Below are 23,900 nucleotides of genomic sequence, written 5' to 3' on the forward strand. Positions count from 1 at the left end.
GGTCCTTACGCTTTTGGGCACAGTCTGCTCTGGGTACGACTTACCTTATCCGATCAAGATTCGAGCGGTCGTTGACAGTTGGAGCCCATGAATACCGAATCAAAGAACCAAGAAATATTGGGTCGCAACAATGTCTTTTGGTGGAGCCAACCCAGCCTGAAAAAACGCTTGAGCCATGTACTCGGTCACGCGCTGGATGATTACAGCATTACCACCTCGGACATGGACTCCAACGCCTCGTTCGTCAACTATGTACATCATCACCGCCTGACTCATCGACAGACTGGCGTCACGCTGGATGTAGTCGAAAAATCGATTCGCAAATTACTCGGCATCTCTAGCCTGGAATCGCGCTTCCATCGCGAGGGCAGCGTGCTGGCTAACAGTACCCACTTCCAACACCCACAATGCCTGGGCGTTATCGAAACACCTTGGGAAAGCCTGATCTTCACTCGCTTTGTCCGGGGGAAAGCACCACGCATGGGCAAAATTGCGACGCAAATTGGCCAAGGCATCGCAGAAATAGAAAATCTCACCAATCTGCACCTGCGACCTGAAAACTGGCAACAACGCTATCGGTTTTGGGAAATGGATTTTTTTCGTCCATGGTATTTGTTGCGTTGGCGCTTCAATTTTGTGCGTTACCTGCCCTCCCTCAGCGAGCTGCCCACCGACGATGCGCGCTTTCAAGGTCTCAAAGAGCGGCTATCAGGTTTGCAACCCGCGCTAAACCTCGCAAAAAACCGTGCCAACAATAGCCCGCGCTGCTTTTGCCACATGGATTACCTGGCCAAGAATTTCTTTTCTTCGCACGGTAGATTCCAGATGATCGACTGGAGTGAGGTGAAAGTCGGCCGGGTCGGGTTTGATGGGGGCGCGTACCTGAGTGCGATTTTCCGACAGGAAGACATGGCACGCTTCACAAGAATCCGCATGTATTTCCTGCGCTCCTATATCGCAGCGCTGGACGAGCGCTTCGATCCACAGATCGCCTTACACAACATGGATTACTTTTTCCTGCAAAACTCTCTCTGGCATTTCCTGCGCCCCAAAACGATTGCCGACTATCAGCAACGGGGCAAACTGGATCTGCTGCACGAGAAATATGAGTACTTGCTGGAAAAAGGGGCGCTCGCCGGCGACGCATGATGTGCAATCGCTGTCGATGGCGAGCCAGTTACTACGAAGAAAACAAAGCCTTTGTCAATCTCTCCGACACCCAATTAGAAAGCCGCTCATCGGACTGTTTACGCCGTTACAGGTGTTGAAATAAAAGTTCACACAAGATGTGAAAAAACCGTGCATTTGGTCAATTTTTTGTGAATGGCAACGTGCCATTTGTATTATTATTCGCGGCAAATTTTATTAAACATTCTTTACAGGTTCGCATGTATTCGAGCCTGGTAGATGTGTGCACCCTTTAGGGATATCCGCTGTCTTTTATGGACAATGTCGATTCAAACCGGCGCGCTTTGCTGATTCTGTCTAAAGGCGCGCAACAGATCCCCACGCTCCCTGCCCTGCTGCCCGAGTATCGGCTGCTGTGTGGCGCGGTGCGCGACATTGCCCAAGCCGATGAGGTTCTCGCGTGGGGACGCAAACCCAGTGCGATGCGTGCCCAAGAGGCCGCTGAAACTGCAGGTTTGCCGCTACTAACCGTCGAAGATGGATTTTTGCGCTCGGTGGGTCTGGGCGCCGAAGACCCGCCGCTGTCGTTGATCGTCGACCCGCTGGGCATCTACTACGACGCCACCGCTCCTTCTCGCCTTGAACAACTGATTCCCGTGCCGCTCACAGAAGCACAGATACTGCGCGCCCGCGCCTTGCAAGCAAGCTGGTGTGAAGAGCGCGTGTCCAAATACAACGGCGCCCGCATCGAAGCCTGCACATTGCCGCAGCCGTGCGTGCTGGTCGCCGATCAGACTCGCGGTGATGCCTCACTGCAAGGTGCCACCGTCGCCGATTTCGAGCGCATGCTCGAAGCCGCGCTGACCCGTCACCCGCAAAGCACGGTGGTGGTCAAGGTTCACCCGGACGTGGTGGCCGGGCGCAAGCAAGGTCACTTTGACCTGGCGGCGCTACGCAAGCACCCACGTGTTCACCTGATCAGCCATAACGTTCACCCGGCCGAACTACTGCCCGCCGTCCAGGCTGCGTACGTGATGACTTCGCAACTGGGCTTCGATGCCTTGCTGTGGGGCGTGCCGGTGTACACCTTTGGCATGCCGTTCTATGCCGGCTGGGGTCTGACCAATGATGCCCTGCCCGCTCCCGAGCGACGCCAACCCGTCAGCCTTGAACAATTGCTGCATGCCGCGCTGGTGGAATACCCGCGCTACGTTGACCCCGAAACGGGCGCGCCCTGCCAGCCTGAGACCGTGTTGGCCTGGCTCGGCCTGCAACGGCGGATGCGCAGTCGGCTACCGCAAGATTTGCAAATGGTCGGTTTCAGCAAGTGGAAGCAACCGTTGGTGTTGGACTTTTTCAATGGTTCATCGATTCGGTTCCTCGGTCGCTTTTCCCGTCGTCGCATCACGCCGGTCATCACTTGGGGTTGCCAGCACGATGCGCCGTTGACCCACAAAGTCGGTAGCCACCTCGGCCGCGTCGAAGACGGCTTCCTGCGCTCCGTCGGCCTGGGTGCGAAGAAAACCCGTCCATTGTCATGGGTGTTCGACGACCTGGGCATTTACTACGACGCCACCCGTCCTTCGCGTCTGGAACATCTCTTACAGCACGAACCGTGCAGCCCAGGTTTACTGCAACGGGCAGCAGCCCTGCGCGAAGCGATCTGCGCTGCCGGAGTAACCAAATACAACCTGCCCGGCACGACGTGGAAACGCCCCGCCGGTGTCGAGCGGGTGATTCTGGTACCGGGCCAGGTCGAGTCCGACGCCTCGATTCGCTACGGCGCGCACCGTATCCGACGCAACATTGATTTGCTCAAGGCGGTGCGCGAGCACCATCCGATGGCATGGCTGTTGTACAAGCCGCACCCGGAAGTGCTGGCCGGCACCCGCGAAGCAGGCTTTGACGAAGAGCGCACCAGCGATTGGTGCAATCAAGTGGTGGGCGATGTGCCGTTCCATGAGCTGTTGACTGAAGTGGATGAAGTGCATGTGCTGACCTCGCAATCGGGTTTCGAAGCCTTGTTGCGCGGCGTGCCCGTGACCACCTACGGCCAGCCGTTTTATGCCGGCTGGGGTTTGACCCGGGACAAGGACCTGAGCCCGGACGTCCAGGCGCGCCGCACCCGGCGCCTGAGCCTGGACGAACTGGTGGCCGCGACCCTGATCCGCTACCCGACCTATGTCAGCCGCATTACTAAAAAATTCACGACTCCCGAACGTACGTTAGTCGAGATTCAAAACTGGGATGAAGTACCTACACATGGAAAGCGTCCAACATGGCGAGAGATGATCCAGCGTTTGCTCCTCACCGCTTTGAGACCACGCCCAAAAAACTCGTAGTTCCTGTCGAGCGCTCCCCGCGCCCGGTGTCGGTGAAACCGCGCAACTCGTTCCTGTTCCTGCAGGGCGTCAGTTCGCCGTTTTTTGCCCGCCTGGTACAGGCTCTGCGGTCCGAGGGACAGTTGGTCAAGTCGGTCAACTTCAACATGGGCGACACCCTGTACGGCAGCGGCGCGCGCGTATTTTATTCGGCGCGCCCCGAGCAGCTGATGGATTTCTACAGCCAATGCTTCAGGGCGGACCACATTACCGACGTGGTGTTGTTCGGCGACTGCCGTCCGGTGCATCAGCCGGCGGTGGAGCTGGCCAGGTCGCTGGGCATTCGCGTGCACGTGTTCGAAGAAGGTTACTTCCGCCCCTACTGGATCACCCTTGAGCGCAACGGCGTGAACAATCACTCGCTGCTGCCCCGTGATCCGGAGTGGTATCGGGAAGTGGGCAAGTACATCCCCCGCTATCACAACGGCAATTCGTTCCGCCTGTCCTTTGCCTCCAGGGCCCTGCACGATGTGATGTACCACGTCGGTGGCGCACTGAACAAAGTGGTGTTCCCCCACTACAAAACCCACGCGCCGTACAACGCGGCGGTGGAGTATGCCGGCTACATTCGCCAGGGCCTTCGCCTGGCCCGTGCCAAGGGCCGTGATTCCGAGGTGATCAGTCAAGTGGCGCACAATCGCTATCGCACCTTCCTGTTGCCACTGCAGCTGGACAGCGACGCGCAGATCCGCGATCACTCGCCGTTCAAACACATGAAGGATGTGCTGAAGCATGTTTTGGGTTCGTTCGCCCGCCATGCCGGCAGTGACACGCGCCTGGTGGTCAAGAACCATCCGCTGACCCCGGGCATCATCAACTACCACCGAATCACCCGGCGCATTGCCCACAAATTCGGCATTGCCGATCGGGTGGACTTCCTCGAAAGCGGTCACATGCCGACATTGCTGTCGCATGTCGCGGGCGTGATTACCGTCAACAGCACAGTGGGCGGTTCGTCGCTGATGCACAGCGTGCCGACCATCGCCCTCAGCGACCCGATCTACAACCTCAAGGGGCTCACCCACCAGGGCAGCCTTGACGATTTCTGGCACACACCGGAACCGCCTGACGCCACGCTGTTCCAGCGTTTTCGCAGCACGGTGATTCACACCACCCAGGTCAATGGCGGCTTCTATACGCGCTGCGGTATCGACATGGCCGTGAACAACTCGCTGGAAGTACTGATGGCCAAAACCTCTCGGATTGAACGCTACTTATGACGCTGCCGAAAAAACCGCGCTGCATCCTGATCACCGGTGCTACAGGTGGCATCGGCGGCGCACTGGCGCCCGCCTATGCGGCACCCGGCGTGACCCTGATTTTGCAAGGCCGGCGCACCGAACGCCTGGAAGAAATGGCGGAGCAGTGTCGCGCTGCCGGCGCCCGGGTCATCCTTCACGCACTCGACGTGCAGGACCTGGAGGCCGTGCGTGAATGGATCACCCGGATCAGCGAAACCGAGCAGCCGGACCTGATCATTGTCGGAGCCGGCCTCAACACGGCGAGCGGCCCGAATGCCGAGGATGAAGATTGGGCGTTGTCCCAGGCGGTGATCGAAGTCAACGTCATGGCCGCCATTGCCACCGTACAAGCGGCGTTGCCGGCGATGCGCGCACGCAAGCACGGGCAGATCGCGCTGTTCAGTTCCCTCGCTGGCTGGCGCGGGCTGCCGGCGACGCCGAGCTACAGCGCCAGTAAAGCGGCAATAAAGGCATACGGCGAATCCATGCGCGACCTGGTGGCCGCTGACGGCGTGCGGATCAATGTGATCATGCCCGGTTATGTTGAATCGAAAATGTGCTTTGAAATGCCTGGACCGAAACCGTTGCTGTGGAACCCGGACAAAGCCGCGCAGCGGATTCGCCGGGGCCTGGCAGCCGACCAGGCGCGAATCAGTTTCCCCTTCCCTTTGAACCTCGGATGCTGGGCCCTGGGCGTGATTCCCCCACGGATGTCTTCTGTAATTTTGCGATGGCTGGACTACGGTGCCTGATTTTTTTGACAGTACTTTCGCCTGGGTCATCCTGGGCGGATTTTTGCTCTCCTGCGCCATCGAAGCGCTGCTGATTCCCAGGCCCGCCTTACGCCGACCGCTACGCAGCTGGCTGCTGCACGCCGGGGCATGGTTATTCTCGGTTGCCCTGCTTTATGGCCTGACCGGACGCCCATATTTCAGTGCTGTGAATGTGCTGGCCATCTGGACGCTGATCGTTCTGGTGAGCAATTCGAAGTATCACTCGTTGCGCGAACCCTTTGTGTGCGCAGACTTTGAGTATTTCAGCGACGCCGTGCGTTTCCCGCGTCTGTACCTGCCCTTCTTCGGCATCGGCAAAACCATTGTGCTGGCGTTGGCCTTTGTCGCCTACCTGGCCTGCGGACTGTATTTCGAGGCTGGCGCCAGTGATGCGTTGGCAACCGCGGCCATGGCACTGGTCTGTGCCGTGGTGCTGCTGGTCGTCGGCGCATTGAAACCGCTACAACCGAGCTACGATGCCAGCCTGGATTTGCGCCGTTGGGGATTGGCCGCCAGTTTGTGGACCTACTTTTGCGCAGCCCGGCGCAAGGTGCCCATCGACACACTGGGCTCGCCTTTTGCGATCAGTGCGCAATCGATTCGCAACCCTTCTGATGTGGCCCTGCCGGACCTGGTTTCGGTGCAGAGCGAATCGTTTTTCGATATTCGCCGATTGTGGCCCGGTATCCGCGAGCAGGTACTGAGCCAATACGATGTGCTGCGCACCGAAGCCAGGGCCCATGGGCGCCTGAAAGTCGCGGCCTGGGGCGCGAATACCGTGCGCACCGAGTTTGCCTTCCTGACCGGGATTGCCGGCGACAGGCTGGGCGTTCATCGCTTCAATCCTTATCGCCACCTCGCCCGCCAGGGGTTGCCAAGCATCGCCGCCGAGATGAAGCGCCGGGGTTATCGCACCGTGTGCGTTCACCCTTACGCGGGTAGTTTTTACGGCCGTGACCGCGTGCTGCCGGCACTGGGTTTCGATGAGTTCATCGATGTGCGCAGCTTCAATGACGGGCAAAAGGCCGGACCTTTTATTGGCGATTGTGCCGTGGCAGACAAGATCATTGAACTGCTCGACGACAGCACGCGCACCCAACCCTTATATATCCACGCCGTAACCATGGAGAACCATGGACCGCTACAGCTGGAGCAGGTTGAAGCGGCCGAGTTGCCAAGCTGGTTCGATCGTCCACTGCCGGACGGCCTGCGAGACCTGGCGCCTTATCTGCGTCACCTGAGCAATGCTGATCGGATGCTCGGCAAGTTGCGCGAGTACCTGCTGGCCAGCCCGACGTCTACCGGACTGTGTTTCTTCGGCGACCATGTGCCCATTCTCCCGGATGTGTATACCGCCTTGGGCGCACCCGATGGCGATACTGATTACTTCATTTGGTCCAATCAGGCTCCGTCCTCCAGCGCGCCCCGGCCAATAGGCGTGGAACAGCTGGCCAAGACTTTCGTCGACCACCTGAACAGCTGTGAGCAATCCGTCGCAAAAGCGAGGCTGGACCAGACCGCCACCCATGACTGACATCGACAACGCCCCCTTGCGGATTGCCCTCGGTTCCAGCTTGCCGGAACCTGATGAGTCAATCGCGCGGATGATCACTTCGGGCCGCAATTCGCTGGCCTTCTTTCTCGGTGATGAAGCCTGCCGCTATCGGCTGCTGGCCGAGTCGATCAACTGGGACCGGATTCTGATCGCCCGCCGCGATTGCAGCACCCTTGGCTATGCCGCCTTCAAACATCATCGACGCGGGCCATTTTCGCCCGGTGTCCGGCCTTTTTTGCGCGAATTTGGCTGGTGGCGGGGCGTATTGCGCTACCTGCTGTTTGCGATTACCGAAGGTCGCGAGTGGTACTACGGCTTTTATCTCTATGGCCTGCATGTGATCAAGCATGCACGTCATCAGGGCATTGCCAGTTCGCTGCTGGCCGCGACCTTTGATCAGGCCCGGCAAGCCGGCTATGACAGGGTAGAGCTGGAGGTTCAGGTGAAGAATGTGAGGGCACAGCGGCTCTATGCGCATATGGGATTCACCCGAATCCGGACCACTCCGGTGAATTGGCTTGGCCGCCTGCTGCCCTTCCCCGCCGTGATCAACATGCGTCGCTCGATGACACCCCAGCCATGAGCGGTGAAGAAATGAGTCGATCAGTTCCCCTTGAGTCATTGGTGGAAGGCCCCGGCTGGGTGGGCATCATGTCCCAGTGGGTGATGTGGAAAGTCCATCACCTGGGTGAGTTTCTCGACCCCGAAGGGCCACCCTACTGGTTGTGGAGACGCGGCCAACAACGGCCCGAAGGTTTGAAGGCGATTTCGGGGATCGGCTACAAAAGTTCGTCCGACCATGCCCGGGTATTGTGCAAACGCTGGGGCATTCCTTATGTGGCGCTGGAGGACGGCTTTCTGCGCTCCTCCTCGCTGGGGGTGGAAGGCGATACGCCGATGTCGATGGTGATCGATCCCATCGGCATCCACTACCTGGCCGATCGTCCGTCACTGCTGGAAAACATTCTGCAAACCCCGCACATCTTGACGGCTGCGGAGTTGGCAACCGCTCAAGCGTTGATTGCCCTGATGCGCAGCAGCGGGATCGGCAAATACAACAACGCTCCGGATTTGAGCGATGACGACGCACTTGGCCGCGACAAACCGCTTATCCTGGTGGTGGACCAGACCTACGGCGACTTTTCCATTCCTGGCGGCGGACTTTGCGAAGCGGACTTTATCCGCATGCTCGATGCGGCGCTGGCGGAAAACCCCGATGCGGACGTGCGGGTACGGATTCACCCTGACTGCATCAACGGCCACAAGAAAAGCTGCCTGCTCGACGCCGCCCTTGCACGGGGCGTAGCGCTGGAGAACCGCCACGTATCCTGGGCCTCACTGGCGAGCCGGGCCCGACGCGTGTATGTCGGCACCAGCCAGGCCGGACTGGAAGCGTTGATTCAGGGTGTACCGGTGACTTGTTTCGGGCTGCCGTTCTACGCCGGCTGGGGGCTGACCGATGATCGCTTACCGATCCCGCGACGCCAGGCCCGGCCCACGCTGGAGCAACTGGTGGCCGCCGCTTACATTCGCTACTGCCGCTATGTGGACCCATTGACCGATCAGCGCTGCGACGTGATGACCGTGGCCCGGCAACTGGCCCGACAAAAACAACAGGACAGCCAGTTCGCCGGCGCATTGACCGTGCTTGGTGTGCCTCGGCGCCGGCAACCGGCAATCCGCCGCTTGCTCGACAGCCGTTGGGGCCGCGTGAAATTCACCCACGATAGCGCCGACCTGATGACGACCGTGGCGCGCGAAGATGGCAAGGTGGTGGTGTGGAGCCCCCATGAACCCCGCGACCTGTCATCACGTGCAGCAGCACGGGGCGTACCGCTTTGGCGAATCAGCCCGGACAACGCAACAGCCAGCTTGATCCTTGAGCGTTATGACGGCGATGTACAACAACTGGTGCAAGTCCGTGGCATGCCCTGTAGCCAACAGCAGGCGCTGGAACACCGCGCGAAAAACACTCCAGGCCTGATCGAAAACTGCCCGCGCTATTGGCAGATCCGCCGCTACCTCAAAGGTATGTTCCCGCTATAACCCTTGCAGGAGACGGCTTGCCGGCGAAGGCGTCCTCATTGCCGCCGCACGTCGCAAGGCCGCCTTCGCTGGCAAGCCAGCTCCTACAAAATCGCCGTGCACACCATCATTTTCCGGACGCCACCAACCCCGTGCACACCCTCATTTTGTGGACAACACAAAACCCGTAGGAGCCGGCTTGCCGGCGAAGGCGCCCTCATTGCCGCCGCACGTCACAAGGCCGCCTTCGCTGGCAAGCCAGCTCCTACAAAATCGCCGTGCACGCCATCATTTTTCGGACGCCACATGCCCCGTGCACATCCTCATTTTTCGGACGCCACCAACCCCGTGCACGCCCTCATTTTGTGGACGACACCAACCCCGTGCACACCCTCATTTTGTGGACAACACCAACCCCGTAGGAGCCGGCTTGCCGGCGAAGGCGTCCTCATTGCCGCCACACGTCGCAAGGCCGCCTTCGCTGGCAAGCCAGCTCCTACAAAATCGCCGTGCACGCCATCATTTTCCGGACGCCACCAACCCCGTACACATCCTCATTTTCCGGACGACACCAACCCCGTGCACATCCTCATTTTGTGGACGACACCAACCCCGTAGGAGCCGGCTTGCCGGCGAAGGCGCCCTCATTGCCGCCACACGTCGCAAGGCCGCCTTCGCTGGCAAGCCAGCTCCTACAAAATCGCCGTGCACACCATCATTTTCCGGACGCCACCAACCCCGTACACATCCTCATTTTCCGGACGACACCAACCCCGTACACATCCTCATTTTCCGGACGACACCAACCCCGTACACATCCTCATTTTCCGGACGACACCAACCCCGTAGGAGCCGGCTTGCCGGCGAAGGCGCCCTCATTGCCGCCACACGTCGCAAGGCCGCCTTCGCTGGCAAGCCAGCTCCTACAAAATCGCCGTGCACACCATCATTTTCCGGACGCCACCAACCCCGTACACATCCTCATTTTCCGGACGCCACCAACCCCGTGCACACCCTCATTTTGTGGACGACACCAACCCCGTAGGAGCCGGCTTGCCGGCGAAGGCGCCCTCATTGCCGCCACACGTCGCAAGGCCGCCTTCGCTGGCAAGCCAGCTCCTACAAAATCGCCGTGCACGCCATCATTTTCCGGACGCCACCAACCCCGTGCACACCCTCATTTTGTGGACGACACCAACCCCGTAGGAGCCGGCTTGCCGGCGAAGGCGTCCTCATTGCCGCCACACGTCGCAAGGCCGCCTTCGCTGGCAAGCCAGCTCCTACAAAATCGCCGTGCACGCCCTCATTTTTCGGACGACACATGCCCCGTGCACATCCTCATTTTTCGGACGCCACCAACCCCGTGCACGCCCTCATTTTGTGGCCGACACCAACCCCGTAGGAGCTGGCTTGCCGGCGAAGGCGTCCCCATGGCGCCGCACGTCGCAAGGCCGCCTTCGCTGGCAAGCCAGCTCCTACAAAATCGCCGTGCACGCCATCATTTTCCGGACGCCACCAACCCCGTGCACATCCTCATTTTTCGGACGCCACCAACCCCGTGCACACCCTCATTTTGTGGACGACACCAACCCCGTAGGAGCCGGCTTGCCGGCGAAGGCGTCCTCATTGCCGCCGCATGTCGCAAGGCCGCCTTCGCTGGCAAGCCAGCTCCTACAAAATCGTCGTGCACGCCATTATTTTTCGGACGGCACATGCCCCGTGCGCATCCTCATTTTCCGGACGCCACCAACCCCGTGCACGCCCTCATTTTGTGGACAACACAAAACCCGTAGGAGCCGGCTTGCCGGCGAAGGCGGCGGCCCGTACACATCCGGTTCCAAACTTTTACGACGTTCAATCATCTACGTCCTAGCCTTACCCTTTCAACCTATACAGGAGGGCAAAGGATTGCCTACTCGTTCCCACGCCAATCATCTGCGCACCGGTCGCCATTCCCAGGCCGGACAAATCTACCTGCTCACTGCCGTGACACACCTGCGTGAACCGGTGTTCAGCGATTGGCGAGCGGGACGTTTGGTGGTGGATCAGTTTCGTCTGGCCATGACTGAAGGACGGGCAGATTCCCTTGCCTGGGTGGTAATGCCCGATCATTTTCACTGGTTGGTCGAACTCCAGAACAGCACGCTGCCGGAGTTGATGCTTGCAACCAAATCTCGCAGCGCGAGAGAGATCAATGCCTACCTGGGTCGCTCAGGCCGATTTTGGCAAAAAGGCTTTCATGATCGCGCCATCCGCCGCGAAGAAAATCTTTTGACGGTGGCCCGTTACATCATCGCCAACCCATTGCGCGCTGACCTGGTCAGGCGCGTTCATGATTATCCGCTGTGGGATGCCATATGGCTGTAGCGGTTGACTTGCCGGCGAAGGCACGCCGCCTCGATCTTCTGGCCGCTCGTCTTAGAGCTTTCGCAGTTCCTGCGCAACGATGGCGACGGTTTCGGCAATTTGCTCCGAGGTGTGCAGGCATGACACAAAAAAGCGTACTCGCGCTGACTTCTCGGGTACCGCCGGATGCAAGATGGGTTGGGCGTTGATTCCACGACGTGACAACGCGCTGGACAATTGGGTCGCCTTGAGCGAACTGCCGGTGATGACCGGAACTACCGCCAGACCTGTGCTGGTGCCGGTGTCCAGGCCTGCTTCCCTGGCAAGTTCGAGGAATTGCCTGCCACGTGCCTGCAAGGTGGCGACGCGCTCGCCATCTTCTGGCAGGCAACGCAGCGCCGCTAATGCTGCCGCCGCCACCGATGGCGGCATGCCGACACTGTAGAGAAAGCCCGGGGCCAGGAACTTGAGATGTTCCACCAGTGCCGACTCACCGGCGATGTAACCACCGCAACTGGCCAGGCTTTTACTCAAGGTGCCCATCCAGATATCCACGTCACTGCCGGCCAGGCCGAAATGCTCACGGATGCCTTTGCCAGTCTGCCCCATGACGCCCAGCGAATGGGCTTCATCGACCATCAGCAATACCTGGTGCTTGTTCCTGAGTTCGACGAAACGAGGCAAATCCGGGAAATCACCATCCATGCTGTAGATGCCTTCAAGCACCACCAACACCCGCTCGAAATGCTGACGCTGATCGCTCAGTACACGATCGACCGCTTCCCAATCGTTATGGGCAAAACTCAGGCGCCGGGCACCGGACAACTGAATACCCTGCAGCACGCTGTTATGAATCAGCTCATCATGCAGAATCAGATCCCGCGGACCGAACAAGTAGCCAATGGTAGTCACGTTCGTCGCATGACCACTGACGAAGGTAATGGCGTCGTTCACTTCATAGAGGCGAGCCAGTTCCTGCTCCAGCTCGCGATGAATCGGACGATCGCCCGACACCGGACGACTGGCCGATACCGACGTTCCATATTGATCAATGGCGGCCTTGGCGGCCTCGGCGACAACCGGGTGTCCTGAGTAGCCCAGGTAGTTATAGCTCGCGAAGTTCACGTAACGATTACCGTCCATGACGGTTTCGGCTCCCGCCAACCCTTCGTGCAATTTGAAGAACGGATTGGCCAAGCCAAAACGCGCGGCGCCGTCGAGCATGATGCGTAACTGCTGATAGCCGGGGAACTGGTCAAATCGGCAGAATTGCCCGAACCCCTCGCGCGGGGCGCTTTTGAGTCCCTCCAGCGATGGGCTCGGTACGCCATCGCCGGTCTTGCGCAGACGCCGTTCCAGAGCCTGTTGGATCAGCTTGTCTTTCATCGAAGCGGCAAGCTTGGGCGCGGTTTTATGGGTCATGGTCCGGATCAATTAATCAAGCGTGAAAGTTTGGAATCCTGAGCGCTGAGGCCCGCGCTCAACTGCGCGATATCGTCACGGGAAATGTCGACGCCATGACGTGAAAACGTTTCGCTCGCCAGAGGCTGCAGATTATTTTCGGCATCCGGTTGCACATCGCCTTGCTGATTACCGCGCAGGAGTTCAAGGATTCGAACGGTGATCTTGCCGATGCTCGACGCTTCGCTCAGCTCCATGACCGGCAGACGAACACCAAAGCGCTCCTCGACCGCCACCACCAGCTCGACACTCATCAACGAGTCCAGACCCAACTCTTGAAGCGGTCGGGTGGCGTCCAGTTTACTGGTTGGCAAACGAAGGATTTCGCTGATTTCCTGCTTGAGCATTTCACTGAACAGCTCGATCAGCTCAGGGTCATCCATTTCGGCCAACAACCGCTGAATATCGTCGGCATCGCTTTCTTCGTCCTGCTCACCACCGTGCAACCTGGCCAGTTCATTGAACTTGGGCGAGCCGCCTGCCGGCAGGAAGCGCGACAGCGCCTTCCAGTCCAGCTCCAGCACGCCTAGCCCCGAACGACGCTGCAACAGCAAGCGTTCCAGGGTCTGCAGCGCCGCTTGCGATTGCAAGGCTGCACCGCCCATGCGACTTTGCAGAGCGTCCTTAATATCCTGATTGCGAGCCAGGAAACCCGCGTCATCAATGGCCCCCCAGAGCACGCTAGTGGCCGGCAACCCCAGCACCAGGCGATGGCGCGCCAGTGCTTCGAGCCAATGGTTGGCGGCAACGTAGTTGGCCTGCCCCGGATTACCGAACAAGGTGGTTGCCGAAGAGAACAGCACGAAGAAGTCCAGTGGCAAACGGGCCGTCAACTCATGCAGGTACTGCGCTCCCTTGGCCTTGGGCTCCAAGACGCGTTGCAGTTGTTCGCGGGTCAAATTGCGGATCAAACCGTCATCGAACACCGTTGCCGCATGCACCACGCCACGTAATGGCTGGCCGCTGGCGTCAATGCGCGCCATGACGGACGCCAATTGCGCGCGGTCGGTGATGTCACAGGCCAGCGCCTGGACCTCGATACCCTGCTCGCGCCACAGCGCCAACAAGGGTTGCGCCTCCTCCGTCGCGGCGCCACGACGACCTAGCAGGACCAGATGACGAGCGCCTTTTTCCACCAGCCATTGCGCGCTGCGCAGGCCAAAACCGCTGAGACCGCCGGTGACCAGGTAGCTGGCGTTCGCGGCCAGGGTCAACCTCGGTGCTGGCGCGACCGACGTCGCGACAACGCCCTGGATCGGCGTGCGATACGTCACGACAATCTTGCCGATCTGACGTGCCTGCTGCATGTAGCGGAACGCTTCGACCACTTCATTGGCATCGAAAGCGCGATAAGGCAACGGGCTCAGAACGCCCTCGCGGAACAGCTCCATCATTTCGCCGAACAGCCGACGGGTCAGCTGCGGGCGTTCGCTCATCAGTTGGTCGGCGTCGATGCCAAAGTAGCTGATGTTATTGCGGAAAGGTCGCAGACCGATTTTGGTGTTCTGGTAGAAGTCGCGCTTGCCCAGTTCGAGGAACCGGCCAAACGGCTTGAGTACCCGCAAATTGCGATTGATCGCCTCGCCCGCCAGCGAGTTGAGTACCACATCCACGCCGCGGCCATCGGTGATGGCCAGGATGTCATCGGCATACGCCAACGAACGCGAGTCAAAGATATGCTCGACGCCCATCAGCCGCAGGAAATCGCGCTTTTCGTCGCTGCCCGCGGTGGCATAAATTTCGGCACCGCACCATTTGGCAATCTGGATCGCGGCAATACCCACGCCGCCCGCTGCGCCGTGAATCAGAATCTTCTCTCCCGGCTCAAGGCGCGCCAAGTGATGCACCGCGTAGTACACAGTGAAGAAGGTACTCGGGATGGTCGCCGCTGCCTCGAAAGACATACCGTCAGGAATGCGTGCCACCGCATTGGCGTTGGTGACCAGACGATTGGCAAAGCTTGACGGACCGAAGCCGACGACTCGGTCGCCCGGCTGAAAATCGCCTTCGACCAGCGCGCCTTTGTCCCGCACCACGCCAGCAAACTCGAAGCCAAGCGTCGGTCCCGAGAAGCCATTTTCGATCGCTTCATCGGACAGCAGGCCCAACGCGTACATGACATCGCGGAAATTGAGACCCGTCGCCTGAACGTCAATATCCAGTTCGTCGTCAGCCGGCACCCGTGGCGCTCGTGCTTCCCAGCGCAAATGGCGCAACTGCCCCGGCAAATCGAACCCGAGCTTGACCTGCGCCGGTGCCTCCAGCGCGGCATTACGCGACAACTCATCTGGCTGGATTCGCAGCCGTGCGACATAACGATCACCCGCCGCACTGATCGCCAGTTCGGTTTCTTCATCAGCGTTGAGCAGTGCCTGAGCCAGATGCTCGACACCGGCGCCCATCGCCAGATCGAGTAGACGGACACGACAGCCGACAGCTTCGTTGCTCAGGGTCCGACCGAAGCCCCACAAGGCCGCGTCGGCAATGTCCGGCACAGTCGTTTCCGGCCGGGCGCCTTGCGGCAGCAGATGAACAGCGGCGCCGGAGGTCAGTAACCAGCAATCGGCGGCAATGCCGGCCGACTCACAGGCCTGAGTGATGGCTGCGGCGAGCATGCACCGATCCGCCTGCGCATCCAGCCCTTGGGTGGCGAACAAACCAGCGAGCATCACAATGTGCTGAGGCGCCGCGGCCTCTTCAATTAACTGTTGCGCCAGAACCACTGCCGAGCCCGGTGCGAGGAGTGCGGCGTCCTGACCTTGCTCACGCAAGACCGACGCCAGTGCCTGGGCAAATGGCCCTTCAGGCCCTTGCTCGTCGGCGACCAGCAACCAGCGATGACGCGGATATTCGGGAGCAACCGCGAGTGTCTTCACCTCATCTTTGGCGGCCACCAATAGATAACTGCCGGATGCCGAATCCGGAATAAACTCCAGCGGCCCGGATACCGTCAGGCCATGACGCCGCAGTTCCTGCTGCCAGAAGCCCGGCGTCTGTTGCGCCGATAGCGCCTGCTGCCCCTGTCGGGCCAGCCACCAGGAAGGTTCGGCGCCGAAGGTGAAGTCAGCCCAACGTGCAGGATGTTGCGCGAGCAGCAGCACTTCGCCATTGGCACACAACCTTGCGGCACCCTGTTGCAGGCCTTGACTGAGTGCTTCCAGCGGTGCCAGATCAGTGGCGACGAGGACCAGATCGAAACAGTTCGCCGGCACCTGGGCGACTTTTTCCGCATCTTCAAGGTTCAGCACCTGTAGATCCGGAAAGTCAGCCTGGAGCATCGACAACGCTTCAACGTTCTGCGCCACGTACTGATAATCGACCCGATCAAAATCCAGCCCGACACAAAGATCAGCCGCCAAAGGCGCGCCCTCGAAGCCAAGCTCGAGAATACGCAAGCGCTGCCCGTCAGGCAGAGCGCTCAAGCGTTGAGCAATGTGCTCTCGCAAACCGCCCAGCAATGCGTAGTGGCCGCAAGCTCCGAGCACCAGGCGGGTCAATACGGCGGGCGTGGTTTCCCTCGGCAAAAGTTGCGCAAGACTCATCTGCCCGCTGATCAGCTCCAGCAAGTGCATGCCGATGCGGCCAACTGAATGAATGATCTGGAAGTGCTCGGGATAACTGCGGAACAGTTCCTGCCAGATGTCCTGTGCACTCGAGCGTTCACCCTGGTCGGCCAACTGCCAGGCGTCGTTGCCGACCGTGACCAGGCTGCCATCCTCTATGGCTTGATCCAGCAAATGGTCAAGATAACTGCCGGATTCCCAAGTGGCGTACTGCTGCCGCGTCAGTTGACCGCCGAGTTTCTCGACGGCTTCGAGCAGGAAGCTGCCGCACAGGCCATCAAGCAACGGGTCGATTTCATTGGCATACCGGGCCAACCCGTGATCACCCGCGAGCGTGCCAAGGTGCTGCTGCAGCTTCACCTGCAGCTGTGAACCGGCCATTGGCATGGCACGCTCATTGGCGGGATAGGGTTTGGCAACCCCGACAAAGTCCGCCAGCTTGATGTCGCCACTGCGATCCTTGTGCAGCCGTACCCCACGAAAACGCGCGTCCTTGATGCAGATGACCGCATTGCCTTGGGCATCGAACAGCGTGAAATCCGCCAGCAACGAATGCTCTGAGCGTTTCACCAGGGTGACCTGGGCCAGGCAAGGCGCAGGACTGCCGGCAGCAAAGCAGATCCGCCCCAGTTTTACCGGGATAAAGGCCAGGTCTTTGCGGCACCCGGCATCCTGGCTCAACAGCTGGGTGATCAATTGGAAAGCACCGTCCAGCAGCGCCGGGTGCAAATTCAGAGTGTTCAGTTCGGCCTCGATCAGCGCCGGGACCGTCAAGCGCGCCAATACCTGGTTGCCCTCGATCCAGCCGGCCTCGACCACTTGATAAGCCGGACCATAATTCAGGCCGACGACCCGGGTCAGCGCCAAGTGCCCGGACGCGTTGAAATCCGGTGCACGCGTCGGCAAGGCCGGAGCGGCGCAGGCCAGCATGCCGCCGCGTGCTTCACCCGGAAGCCTGGCAACCACATGCTGCGCCCACGGCTCAGCCTGGGCGGTGGTGCGCGACACGATGGAAAGCGTTCCGTCACTGCTGTCGATGGTTACGCGGACTTTTTTGCTGAAATCCGAATGCAGCAAGAGAGGGCTGTGAATTTCCAGCTCTTCGATTTCAACAAACTCGCCGGGTTGATACTGCAATGCCGCTGCCAGCGCGAGTTCGGTGAAACCCGCCCCCGGGAACAACACCGAGTCGCCCACCCGGTGGTCACCGAGCGACGGGAACAGCTGCGTATCCAGACGGTTGTCCCAGGTGAACTCGTGCTCGGGCAGCGGGTAACCCAGCAGCGGGTGGACGCGTTCACGGTGCAGGTTGCCGTTTGATTCGGGTGAGTCGGCAAGCCAGTGACGTTCGCGCTGCCAGGCGTAATTGGGCAGTTGCACGAAACGCCCGACATCGGGAAACACGCATTGCAGATCGATGTCGACACCGGCGATCAGCACTTTCGCCAGCGTGCGATCGATCAACTGTGAGGTTTGCTCACCGCGCAGCACCGTCGGGATCACGACACCGTCCAGTTCCTGACGGGTCAGTGCGTCGGCCACATAGGCGCGCAAGATCGGATGGGGTCCGACCTCCACGAAGACGTTGTAGCCCTGCTCGACGAGGGCCTCACTGGCAGACTTGAACAGCACCGGATAACGAATGTTTTTCCACCAGTATTCGGCGTCCAGATATTCGCCAGCCAACAGGTCGCCGGTCACGGTCGAATACATTGGAATACGGGCAGGCCCCGGGACGATGCTGCTCAAGGCTTCGACCACCTGATCGGCAATCACATCCATCGCCGGCGAGTGGAACGCGTAATCGAGTCCCAGGCGACGAGCAAAAACCTGACGCTCGGTCAGTGCATTCTCCAGGCGCTCCAATGCAGCCGGCAGACCGGCGACAGTCGCCCCTTTGAAACTGTTGTCGCCAGCGACCACCAGCTCGTTGTCCAGACAAAGCGCCTGCAACAGGCTCGCGGTCTCTGCACCCGACAAGCCGACCGCCGACATATTGCCGCAGCCCTTGGTCAAGCCTTGCAAGCGACTGCGATGGTAGATCACGGCGGTGGCGTCGCTCAGCGTCAGCGCCCCGCACGCCCAGGCGGCAGCGACTTCACCCACGCTGTGGCCAATGACGGCCATCGGCACGACGCCTTTTTCGGCCAGCATGCGGGTAACCCCCACCTGCAAGGCAAACAGCGCTGGCTGTGCAAATTCAGTCAGCTGATAACGGTCTTCGCCCAGCTCGCCCGCCAGTTCGGCGATCAACGAATAACCGGCCAGCGGTTGGAAAATCGCGTCCAGTTCGGCAACTGCCTGATGGAACAGCGGGTCGGCCAGCAATGACTTGCCCATGCCCTGCCACTGCGATCCATTACCGGAGAAAACGAACACAGGTCCTTTGGCCTGATCCAGGGCGCGACCACTTTCCAGCACCGTCGACAACGCCGGAACACCGGGTTCCGTGGCGAAATCCAGGAGTGCCTGAGCGCTGTCCTGAGCCTGCGCACCGAACACCACAACCCTTTGCGGGTGCAGTTCGCGGCGCACCAGTGACTGATAGGCAACATCATAAAGGCTTGCCGCGTCCGGCACGGACATGAACTGCGCGAGCTGTTCACACTGGGCCGCCAGGGCGGTGCTGTCCTTGGCAGAAACCATCAGCGGCACGAATTGTTGCGTTGGGCTCGGGGCTTGCGTTACCTGCGGTGGGCTTTCCAGAATCACGTGGGCGTTGGCCCCGCCGAAACCGAAGGAGTTAACCCCGACCACCAGTTTTCCGCTGGATTTTAGGGCCAGGGTTTCGGTGACCACACTCAGGTTGAGATCGGCGAAAGGAATATTCGGATTGAGCTTCTTGATGCCAATGGTGGCCGGCACCTTGCGTTCGATCACACAGTACAGCGCTTTCATCAGCCCGGCGACGCCGGAGGCAGCCTCAAGGTGGCCGATGTTGCTTTTGATCGAACCGATCAGGAGTGGCTGATCCGCCGGGCGTTGCTGACCCAGTGCCTCACCGATGGCCTGGCTCTCGATTGGATCGCCGACTGGCGTACCCGTGCCGTGAGCCTCCAGGTAATCGATATCTGCCGCATCAATGCCCGCTGTGTTGTAGGCCTGTTTCATCAGGGCAATCTGCGCATCTGCACTCGGCAGGGTCAGCGTCGATTTGCGCCCATCGGTATTGGCCGCACTGCCGGCAACGACCGCGAGGATCTGGTTGCCATCCTCGATCGCTTTGTCGTAATCCTTCAGATAGAACAGTCCACCGCCCTCGGAGCGTACATAGCCGTCCGCAGACTCATCGAACACATGGCATTGCCCGGTGCGCGACAGCATTGAAGCCTTGGAAAAGATCAGAAAGCCGAAAGGATGCAGGTGCAGGCTGACCCCACCGGTAATCGCCTGTTCGATTTCGCCGCTCTGAATGGCCTGGCAAGCCTGGTGAAAAGCGATCAGGGAAGAAGAGCACGCCGTGTCGATGGCCATGCTCGGACCTTGCAGGTCATAGAAAAAAGACAACCGGTTGGCCGCGATGCTGTTGGTATTGCCGGTGGCGGTGGCGGCGTCGATCATCGACAGGTCATGGGCCAGACGGTAGCCGTAGTCGACACTGGCAATGCCCAGGTAAACACCGCAATTGCTACCACGCAGGCTCGACGGCTTGACGCCGGCGTTCTCGAACACTTCCCAGCCAAGCTCCAGCAACAAACGCTGCTGAGGATCCATGACCGCCGCTTCACGAGGAGAGATATTGAAGAATCCGGCGTCGAAGGTCGAAATATCGCCCAGGGTTCCGGAAGCTAAAGTATAGGACGTTGCAGGGTTTGCTTTGTCCGGGTGCAGGAATTCGTCTTTAGACCAGCGAGAAGAATCCACCTGGGTAATAAAGTTCTGCCTATCTAGCAGGTGCGGCCAAAAAGTTGCAGAAGTAGAGCCTGGAAACCGGAGAGACGTCCCTATGATTGCAACTTTTTTACGCATTGAAGCTAATCCTTTAATCCCCAGCCCTTTTCCAAGCTGAACAACAATCAAATTCTATTAATGTAAATGCTGGATATCCGGCTACATCTTGAGTGCTATGTACTGATCCAACCGCGAACGTAGGGAAAAACCCTACACAAAAGAGCGACAGATCATACGCATGCATCGCCTCAAGGGAAACCTGAAAGCCCAATTTCCGGACAGATCGACCTTCATCCGCGCTGCGAAATTACGACAACTGATGTCAGATGCTGCAAAAAAACACTCATCAAATTCGCGACTCGGCCGACAACGCTTGAAAGCCTTGCGGATTGAAATAGCCATGCGTAACAACCAGCCCATAACCCAACGCGAACGAACCTTCCCGGCTCAGCAACGGTTGATTTCCACCACCGATGCCAAGGGCGTGATCACCTACTGCAACGACGCGTTCGTCGAGATCAGCGGGTTTTCTCGTGAGGAGCTGATCCGTGCACCGCACAACCTGGTCCGCCACCCCGATGTTCCTGCGGCGGTGTTCGCGCACATGTGGGGCATGCTGAAACAAGGCTTGCCATGGATGGGCATCGTCAAGAATCGCTGCAAGAACGGTGATCACTATTGGGTGAACGCTTACGTGACACCGGTTTTCGATGGCAACCAGGTGACCGGTTACGAGTCGGTGCGGATCAAACCCACCGCCGAACAGATCCAGCGTGCCGAAGCACTCTACCAACGCATCAACCAGGGCAAGTCCGCCATTCCATCGACTGATAAATGGCTGCCGGTGCTTCAGGATTGGCTACCGTTCATTCTGGTCAGCCAGGTGAGCTTCATGATCGGTGCCTCGCTGTCGTCCCAATGGGGCTTTGCCCTGGCCGCTGGCCTGTCGGTGCCGTTGGGCCTGATAGGCTTGAGCTGGCAACAGCGTGGGCTCAAGCGTCTGCTGCGCCTGGCCGAACAGACCACGTCCGACCCGCTGATCGCGCAGATGTACACCGACAGCCGTGGCGCTCAGGCGCAACTGGAAATGTCGATCCTCAGCCAGGAAGCCCGCCTGAAAACCTGCCTGACCCGTCTGCAGGACACCGCCGAGCACCTGACCGAGCAAGCGAAGCAATCCGACGCCCTGGCGCACAACAGCTCCAGCGGCCTGGAACGTCAGCGCGTCGAAACCGAACAAGTGGCCACCGCCGTCAACCAGATGGCCGCTACCACTCAGGAAGTCGCCAGCCACGTACAGCGCACCGCCGACGCCACCCAGGAAGCCAATCGTCTGACCGGTCGCGGCCGCGACATCGCAGGGGAAACCCGCGAAGCCATTCAGCGCCTGTCGGTGGTGGTGGGTGAAACCGGCCTGACCGTGACCCAACTGGCCAAGGACAGCGACGAAATCGGCGGCGTGGTCGATGTGATCAAAGGCATCGCCGACCAGACCAACCTGCTGGCCTTGAACGCCGCCATCGAAGCAGCCCGCGCTGGCGAGATGGGCCGTGGTTTTGCGGTGGTCGCGGACGAAGTTCGCCAACTGGCGCAACGCACCAGCGAATCCACCGGGCAGATCCACGCCCTGATCGCCAAGTTGCAGCAAACGGCGAGTACGGCGGTGCAAACCATGGAAGCCGGGCATCGTCAGGCCGAAGAAGGCGTGGCGCGAGTGCTGGAAGCGGATCAGGCATTGGTGGGGATCAGCGAAGCGGTGGCCAACATCACCGACATGACCACTCAGATCGCGGCGGCGACTGAAGAGCAAAGTGCGGTGGCCGAGGAAATCAGCCGCAACATCAGCAACATTTCGCACTTGGCGGATCAGACGTCAGAACAGGCTCAACACTCGGCATTGTTGAGTGAAGAGCTGACGAAAACTGCGAATACCCAGTATTCGTTGGTGGAGCGGTTTAACCGCTGATTGCTATAGGTAAAACGAAAACCCGGACGGTGAAAAACCTCCGGGTTTTTTTATGGCTGAAATACCTGAGTTTGCTGGCGACTCGCTGAAGGACAGAACGGACCTGTCAGATATGACAGTAGACGGTTCCTGTATCGAAGGAGGATATCTATCGATCACCGACACACCGTCGGTCTTTGATTAATACCCATATAGCAGAGAAGGATTTCGCAATGAGCACCAAAGATATATTCATTCCGAAAGCGAACAGTATTCAGGCACCAGGAAACGATTTTCACTGGAACTTCGGGGATGACCCAAAACAGGCCGAGCACACCACTTTTTACCGAAGCCTGTTCGAGCCTACCGGCGAAGAAAGCTGGGTCTTCGACGGTTCGACTGGCTCGGGCGATGAAGAGAACCTCTACAGTTTTCTGTTGATGGTGCCTTACATCGACGACAACGTGCTAGAAAACACTTACAAGCTGAGAGACGGTCAAAAGCTGCATGTTTCCCATACCTACTCTATTCCAGCTCCTCCCGGATTCACCGGTTTCAGAGTTGTCGATGCCGATGATGCGGAACTGACGATCCACCTCGACCCGATTAAGGGAACTGTTCAAGGCGATTTCAACGCAGTATTTAAAACCCATCGCATGAATCCGAACGGCACATTCCAATTGAAAAGAGACGACCAGTAAATCCGGTTGACCAGAGGCAGTGTGCACTGTCAGTCAGATCGCTATCGCGAGCAGGCTCGCTCCCACAGGGGTTACACATTCCACTGTAGGAGCGGGCTTGCCCGCGAAGAGGCCATGACTGGCACCGCAGATATCACTGAAGGAATAAGGCAACCTTCCGCGCCGCAGCCGCCAAATGCTGCTCATGCGTAAACCCCGAAACCTTCAACGGCTTCAAGTCATGATCCCCCGCCGCCAACCAGAACACCTCGATCCCCGGTGCCAACGTGTAAGCCTCCACCGCCTCACGGTTTCCTAGCGCATCGCGCTCACCCTGCACAATCAACGTCCGCGTCTTCAACCCGGCCAAATGCTCAACCCGCGGCTTCTCCGGCTTGCCCACCGCATAAAACGGATACCCCAGGCACACCAGCGCATCCGCCCCCAGTTCATCTGCGAGCAAACTCGCCATACGCCCGCCCATGGACTTGCCGCCGATGGCCAGAGGCCCAGTGACATGGCGTCGCACCTGGGCATACACCTCACGCCAGCATTCCAGCAGTTTCGGGGCTGGATTGGGGGGGCGTTTACCCCCATCAATGCGCCGTTGCGCCATGTATGGAAACTCGAAGCGCACCACGTCGATGCCTTGATCGGCAAGGCGTGCAGCCATGTCGTTCATCCAGCCACTGTCCATCGGCGCGCCGGCACCGTGGGCGAGGATCAGTGTCGCCGATGCCGGCGAAACAGCTGCATTCCACAACCATCCGTGATCCCGCACGCACCGCGCCCATTGATCCCCGTCAATACTGGCCATGTGCTGTTTGTCCATGCTTGCCTCGCTTTTAGTCTGCCTATAACTCCAGGCGAAGGGAGCGTCTGCCTTGCGCGGCTTACTCGCGAAGACGGGC

General features: G+C 59.5%; 13 protein-coding genes. 10 read left to right on the forward strand and 3 right to left on the reverse strand.

The window, feature by feature from the left end; all coding sequences use genetic code 11:
* Nucleotides 1–222: 222 nt before the first annotated feature.
* The 8 genes from KGB06_RS02815 (at nucleotide 223) to KGB06_RS02850 (ending at nucleotide 11,470) form a co-directional block, all read left to right on the forward strand.
* The gene (locus KGB06_RS02815) at nucleotides 223–1,149 is read left to right on the forward strand and encodes a phosphotransferase (RefSeq protein ID WP_223511718.1); all 927 of its coding nucleotides are present in this window, start codon (nucleotides 223–225) and stop codon (nucleotides 1,147–1,149) included.
* 293 nt (nucleotides 1,150–1,442) lie between these two features.
* Complete coding sequence (locus KGB06_RS02820; protein ID WP_223511719.1) at nucleotides 1,443–3,470, forward strand: capsular polysaccharide biosynthesis protein; 2,028 nt, start codon at nucleotides 1,443–1,445, stop codon at nucleotides 3,468–3,470.
* Nucleotides 3,407–4,729, forward strand: coding sequence for a capsular biosynthesis protein (locus tag KGB06_RS02825; RefSeq protein ID WP_223511720.1), 1,323 nt, complete (start codon nucleotides 3,407–3,409; stop codon nucleotides 4,727–4,729). Before KGB06_RS02820 ends, KGB06_RS02825 begins: the two co-directional genes overlap by 64 nt.
* Nucleotides 4,726–5,502, forward strand: a complete 777-nt coding sequence (locus KGB06_RS02830; RefSeq protein ID WP_223511722.1) for an SDR family NAD(P)-dependent oxidoreductase — start codon at nucleotides 4,726–4,728, stop codon at nucleotides 5,500–5,502. Before KGB06_RS02825 ends, KGB06_RS02830 begins: the two co-directional genes overlap by 4 nt.
* Complete coding sequence (locus tag KGB06_RS02835) at nucleotides 5,495–7,057, forward strand: LTA synthase family protein (protein WP_223511724.1); 1,563 nt, start codon at nucleotides 5,495–5,497, stop codon at nucleotides 7,055–7,057. The genes KGB06_RS02830 and KGB06_RS02835 overlap by 8 nt, the downstream gene beginning before the upstream one ends.
* Entirely contained in the window at nucleotides 7,050–7,661 is a 612-nt protein-coding gene (locus KGB06_RS02840; RefSeq protein ID WP_223511726.1) for a GNAT family N-acetyltransferase, read from the forward strand. The genes KGB06_RS02835 and KGB06_RS02840 overlap by 8 nt, the downstream gene beginning before the upstream one ends.
* A gap of 11 nt (nucleotides 7,662–7,672) precedes the next feature.
* Complete coding sequence (locus KGB06_RS02845) at nucleotides 7,673–9,124, forward strand: capsule biosynthesis protein (protein ID WP_223511727.1); 1,452 nt, start codon at nucleotides 7,673–7,675, stop codon at nucleotides 9,122–9,124.
* A gap of 1,887 nt (nucleotides 9,125–11,011) precedes the next feature.
* Nucleotides 11,012–11,470 (forward strand): REP-associated tyrosine transposase, encoded by a 459-nt coding sequence (locus tag KGB06_RS02850; RefSeq protein ID WP_223511728.1) that lies wholly within the window; start codon nucleotides 11,012–11,014, stop codon nucleotides 11,468–11,470.
* Nucleotides 11,471–11,521: 51 nt separating this feature from the next.
* Here the strand turns inward: KGB06_RS02850 and KGB06_RS02855 are convergent, their stop codons facing one another.
* Together KGB06_RS02855 and KGB06_RS02860 are read right to left on the reverse strand one after the other, a co-directional pair.
* Nucleotides 11,522–12,871 (reverse strand): aminotransferase class I/II-fold pyridoxal phosphate-dependent enzyme, encoded by a 1,350-nt coding sequence (locus KGB06_RS02855; RefSeq protein WP_223511729.1) that lies wholly within the window; start codon nucleotides 12,869–12,871, stop codon nucleotides 11,522–11,524.
* Nucleotides 12,872–12,879: 8 nt separating this feature from the next.
* Complete coding sequence (locus KGB06_RS02860; protein ID WP_223511730.1) at nucleotides 12,880–20,442, reverse strand: type I polyketide synthase; 7,563 nt, start codon at nucleotides 20,440–20,442, stop codon at nucleotides 12,880–12,882.
* A 322-nt stretch (nucleotides 20,443–20,764) separates the two neighbouring features.
* Between KGB06_RS02860 and KGB06_RS02865 the strand changes: the two genes are divergently transcribed.
* Both KGB06_RS02865 and KGB06_RS02870 read left to right on the forward strand, forming a co-directional pair.
* Nucleotides 20,765–22,330, forward strand: a complete 1,566-nt coding sequence (locus tag KGB06_RS02865; protein ID WP_223511731.1) for a methyl-accepting chemotaxis protein — start codon at nucleotides 20,765–20,767, stop codon at nucleotides 22,328–22,330.
* Nucleotides 22,331–22,542: 212 nt separating this feature from the next.
* Nucleotides 22,543–23,010: a hypothetical protein gene (locus tag KGB06_RS02870; RefSeq protein WP_223511732.1), complete on the forward strand. Its 468-nt coding sequence runs from the start codon at nucleotides 22,543–22,545 to the stop codon at nucleotides 23,008–23,010.
* Between the two features lie 133 nt (nucleotides 23,011–23,143).
* Here the strand turns inward: KGB06_RS02870 and KGB06_RS02875 are convergent, their stop codons facing one another.
* Nucleotides 23,144–23,821 (reverse strand): alpha/beta family hydrolase, encoded by a 678-nt coding sequence (locus tag KGB06_RS02875; RefSeq protein WP_223511733.1) that lies wholly within the window; start codon nucleotides 23,819–23,821, stop codon nucleotides 23,144–23,146.
* Between the last annotated feature and the right edge of the window lie 79 nt (nucleotides 23,822–23,900).

Origin of the sequence: Pseudomonas sp. GL-B-19 (assembly GCF_019956415.1) — a bacterium.
GTDB lineage: Bacteria > Pseudomonadota > Gammaproteobacteria > Pseudomonadales > Pseudomonadaceae > Aquipseudomonas.

Coding starts and splice junctions, on each gene's coding strand:
- KGB06_RS02860 (WP_223511730.1), bottom strand. CDS start 20,442: ATGCGTAAAAAAGTTGCAATCATAGGGACGTCTCTCCGGTTTCCAGGC.
- KGB06_RS02875 (WP_223511733.1), bottom strand. CDS start 23,821: ATGGACAAACAGCACATGGCCAGTATTGACGGGGATCAATGGGCGCGG.
- KGB06_RS02815 (WP_223511718.1), top strand. CDS start 223: ATGGACTCCAACGCCTCGTTCGTCAACTATGTACATCATCACCGCCTG.
- KGB06_RS02840 (WP_223511726.1), top strand. CDS start 7,050: ATGACTGACATCGACAACGCCCCCTTGCGGATTGCCCTCGGTTCCAGC.
- KGB06_RS02855 (WP_223511729.1), bottom strand. CDS start 12,871: ATGACCCATAAAACCGCGCCCAAGCTTGCCGCTTCGATGAAAGACAAG.
- KGB06_RS02870 (WP_223511732.1), top strand. CDS start 22,543: ATGAGCACCAAAGATATATTCATTCCGAAAGCGAACAGTATTCAGGCA.
- KGB06_RS02825 (WP_223511720.1), top strand. CDS start 3,407: ATGGCGAGAGATGATCCAGCGTTTGCTCCTCACCGCTTTGAGACCACG.
- KGB06_RS02830 (WP_223511722.1), top strand. CDS start 4,726: ATGACGCTGCCGAAAAAACCGCGCTGCATCCTGATCACCGGTGCTACA.
- KGB06_RS02845 (WP_223511727.1), top strand. CDS start 7,673: ATGAGTCGATCAGTTCCCCTTGAGTCATTGGTGGAAGGCCCCGGCTGG.
- KGB06_RS02820 (WP_223511719.1), top strand. CDS start 1,443: ATGGACAATGTCGATTCAAACCGGCGCGCTTTGCTGATTCTGTCTAAA.
- KGB06_RS02865 (WP_223511731.1), top strand. CDS start 20,765: ATGCGTAACAACCAGCCCATAACCCAACGCGAACGAACCTTCCCGGCT.